This is a genomic window from Tunicatimonas sp. (assembly GCF_049647865.1).
Classification (GTDB): Bacteria; Bacteroidota; Bacteroidia; order Cytophagales; family Cyclobacteriaceae; genus Tunicatimonas.
The window spans coordinates 1-3,625 of the sequence record NZ_JBARYM010000715.1 but is presented as its reverse complement, the minus strand read 5'-3'; the positions used below and the strand labels follow the sequence as shown (position 1 = coordinate 3,625).

The window sequence follows — 3,625 nt, the reverse complement described above, 5'->3', positions numbered from 1 at the left end:
GTCAAGATACCTTAGAAAAAATGATATCAGGTCCAGCGATTCTGATTGTCTTGTTTACCATATTCTTCGTCTGGCAAAAGCATTCTAAGCAACCAGTGCCCGAAGCTGAAAAGGTAGTCGCTGAGTACTAAATAATAAACCTTTGTTGAGAAAGCCACTTTTCAACGACTACTAGTATTTGAGCAAAAAAAGCAGCCTTCCTGGGAAGACTGCTTTTTTTGCTCCCAATTAAAACATCTTATAAGATTGCGGATATTAATCAGGACGGGTTTTCTGATGTGACTATTTTAGTTGCTCAAGGTGATGAGCGTATTATTACTTGGTATAATCAGGGTGATAGGCAGTACCAACCTCGTACTCTATTGCGTTTTCCCCCGGTACACGGTTCCAGCTACTTTGAGCTAGCTGACTTCAACGGTGATAGTCTTTTAAACATATTATATGCCAACGGCGATAATGCTGATTATTCACCCGTACTCAAACCCTACCACGGTATCCGAATCTTTTTGCAGTCAGCCGAAGGAATATTTCAAGAAAGTTACTTCCAAGCAATGCCCGGAGCCTCTAAGGCAATGGCTCGTGATTTCGATCAGGATGGCGATTTGGATATTGCTGCTATCTCATTTTTCCCGGATTTTGTGGAGACCCCCGAACGAGGATTTTTGTATTTAGAAAATCAATCTTCCGGCAATTCAGCGAATTTTCTAGTTAAAACATTTCCCGAAGCGGCCAACGGTCACTGGTTAACCATGGATGCTGGCGATACTGATCAAGATGGCGATCTGGATATTATTCTGGGCTCGTTTGCTTTGCCTCCTTCCCGAGCACCCAAAAAGTTAAGCGCCCTCTGGACGAAAGAAGGGCCAAATTATATGATCTTAGAGAATACAACTGATAAAACTAACCACGAATAATGTACTTTCAGATACCAGCAAAGTATCACTACAGTACCTGGGAAATATAGGTGAATGCAAGCCGTAGTAGATACTACGATGAATTGTAGTTTTAAAATCATCAATCCGGAAACATTTCATCCAGATTGTGTTATATTAAACTACTACACCTTATTTGATGAAGCATTTTTTTAAAGAAGCATGGGAGCTTATCTGGGAGACTGTTCGTAAACTACAGGAGCAAGACCCGGTAATTTATGCCGCTGCTATTGCCTTTTTTACGGTTTTTTCCCTTCCTTCTGTACTGATTATCATTGTTCAAACGCTAGGGACTATTCTAGATGCTGAACAAATCCAAAATCAGTTGGCTACCCAAGTTTCGGGGTTAATTGGGGCAGCTAGCACTGAAGAAATTATTAAAATCATACAAAACCGGAGTTGGGATACCTCCAATTTATTCGTTAACATCCTGAGCATTACTTTTCTTCTAATTAGTGCTACAGTGATTTTTGGTATTGTACAGAAAGCGCTGGATACAATATGGGAGGTTAAGCCCAAACCTAAGACGGGTATCATCAAATTTTTGTACGATCGCCTACTATCGTTCTCCCTAATTATCATTCTGGGCTTCTTGTTGCTGGTCTCCCTGATCATTGATACCGTGATGTCTGTTTTCCGCGACTTTCTTAACTCTATTTTTCTGAATGACTATACAGTATATATTATTCAGCTATCTAGCAGCGCAATATCGCTAGGCATTATCTCTTTGATTTTTGCACTGATATTCAAATTTCTGCCTGATGCTAAGGTTCGTTGGAAAGATGTGAGCGTGGGAGCATTAGTAACCGGAATTTTGTTTACTATTGGTAAATACCTGATCGGTTTGATGCTGGCCAACACGCGGGTAGCTTCTACCTACGGTGCCGCTGGTTCATTGGCCGGTATTTTGATATGGGTATTTTACTCCTCCTTACTGCTACTGGTAGGAGCTATGTTTACCCGGGTTTACGCCGCTAAGTTGGGTAAGCGAATTACTCCTAAAAAGCATTCGGTGCGAATTGTTACAAAAGAAGTAGAAGTGTACGACGGTGAAATTATTAATTAAGCTGCTATGTAATTTTAGGGTATTCCCACGGATCGCGGTACTTACGTTGCAGTAAAGCATTAGCTTCCGGATCATTCGGAATCACCCTTAGTTCATTATCCCAAGCAACACTTCGTCCTAGCTTATGCGATAGCATACCTAATAAACTCATATTAGTAGAGCGGTGTCCGATTTCAATATCACAAACTGGAAGTTGATCTCCTTCAATAGACGATAAGAAATCAGCCCAAAGTTCTTTGATGTTTTGTTTATCAGGATCGTTTAGCTGCGGTTCTACGTGGATGATTTCACCGCCTTTTTTGCTAGGGTAAAAGGTCCAACCATCGAGCCATCCCATATGAAAGGTGCCTTCAGTTCCGTAGAAGTAGCAGCCAATATTATGTTTTTCGGCCTCGTTAGCGGCGTATTGCCGATGTTCCCATACAGCGGTAAAATCTTCAAATTCATAGTTTACCACCTGTGTATCAGGAGCTGTAGTGTTGTTTTCCTTAATGTGGCGGGCGGCTACCGAGTGTACTGATTTAGGAGCTTTCTCTTCCGTCCACCACAAAACCTGATCGAGCCAGTGGATGCCCCAATCGCCGATCTGTCCATTGGCAAATTCCAGAAACTGTCGGAATCCTTTAGGGTGAATGCTTTCATTGTAAGGAACCATAGCGGCCGGACCGCACCACATATCCCAATCCAACTCAGCCGGTGGTTCGGAGTCAGGAGTAGGTTCACCGGGACCGCCTCCGTAGTGCACGAAAGCCCGTACCATCCCGATCTTTCCGGCTCGCCCCGACTTGAGAAATTCCATTCCAGATATATTGTGCGGTGAAACCCGACGATGAGTACCTACTTGCACCATGCGGTCGTTCGCTCGAGCCGCCTGAACCATCGCTTTACCTTCGTTAATCGTATGTCCAATAGGCTTCTCTACGTACACGTGGGCTCCGGCTTCTACCGCAGCAATAGTTTGCAATGGGTGCCAATGATCGGGAGTAGCAACGATAACAACTTCTGGTTTCTCAGTCGCTAGTAATTCCCGATAATCGGTATAGCGTTTGGGACGATCGCTAGTGAGCTTACTGGTTTCTTCCATTGCTTGGTCTAGCTGGCGCTGGTCTACATCGCAAAGGGCCACCACTTTAGATCGGTCCGCTGCAATGGCTTCTCGCAATATATTCATGCCCCACCAGCCACTGCCAATCAGCGCAGTAGTGTATTTCTTATTTTGCTGAGGATGGGCAATGGAGTATGGTGAATAAATTAAACTTGCGCCTGCCGTAGCTCCAGCACTAGACTTAATAAAATGTCGTCGGTTCATACGGAATATAGGTTGCCGTTCGGTTTTTAACGAAGATAATGGATTTTAATCAATTGTTAAATGGCTAAATTGCTGATTGCTTGGTAATTAATAAGTTATTGATTGGAAAGTCTTAAGGCCACAACTTTAGATCCGGCCTTTAGCCTTCGGATTTTTAACTTCCTTTTTCATACTTCATATCTTACATTTCATATTTCTCTAAATGGATAATACGCTTAGTTTATACGTTATGGCGAGTTTATACGTAGTAGCTGGATTGTTTCACTTCGTGAAGCCTCAGATGTACGAAGGTGTTATCCCCCCCTACTTACCTAATCC

General features: G+C 43.0%; 3 protein-coding genes. 2 read left to right on the top strand and 1 reads right to left on the bottom strand.

Annotated features, from left to right (window positions below; genetic code table 11):
• The first annotated feature begins 218 nt into the window (after positions 1–218).
• Both WBA23_RS20930 and WBA23_RS20925 read left to right on the top strand, forming a co-directional pair.
• Positions 219–914, top strand: a complete 696-nt coding sequence (locus tag WBA23_RS20930) for an FG-GAP repeat domain-containing protein (protein WP_424584229.1) — start codon at positions 219–221, stop codon at positions 912–914.
• 157 nt (positions 915–1,071) lie between these two features.
• On the top strand, positions 1,072–1,998 hold the full coding sequence (locus WBA23_RS20925) for a YihY/virulence factor BrkB family protein (RefSeq protein WP_424584228.1): 927 nt from the start codon (positions 1,072–1,074) through the stop codon (positions 1,996–1,998).
• Between the two features lie 4 nt (positions 1,999–2,002).
• Here WBA23_RS20925 and WBA23_RS20920 read toward each other — a convergent pair whose 3' ends face one another.
• The gene (locus WBA23_RS20920; protein ID WP_424584227.1) at positions 2,003–3,307 is read right to left on the bottom strand and encodes a Gfo/Idh/MocA family oxidoreductase; all 1,305 of its coding nucleotides are present in this window, start codon (positions 3,305–3,307) and stop codon (positions 2,003–2,005) included.
• Positions 3,308–3,625 lie beyond the last annotated feature (318 nt).

What these genes read in the sequence shown, in the direction of transcription:
- WBA23_RS20925 (WP_424584228.1), top strand. Translation starts at nt 1,072, where the DNA reads ATGAAGCATTTTTTTAAAGAAGCATGGGAGCTTATCTGGGAGACTGTT.
- WBA23_RS20920 (WP_424584227.1), bottom strand. Translation starts at nt 3,307, where the DNA reads ATGAACCGACGACATTTTATTAAGTCTAGTGCTGGAGCTACGGCAGGC.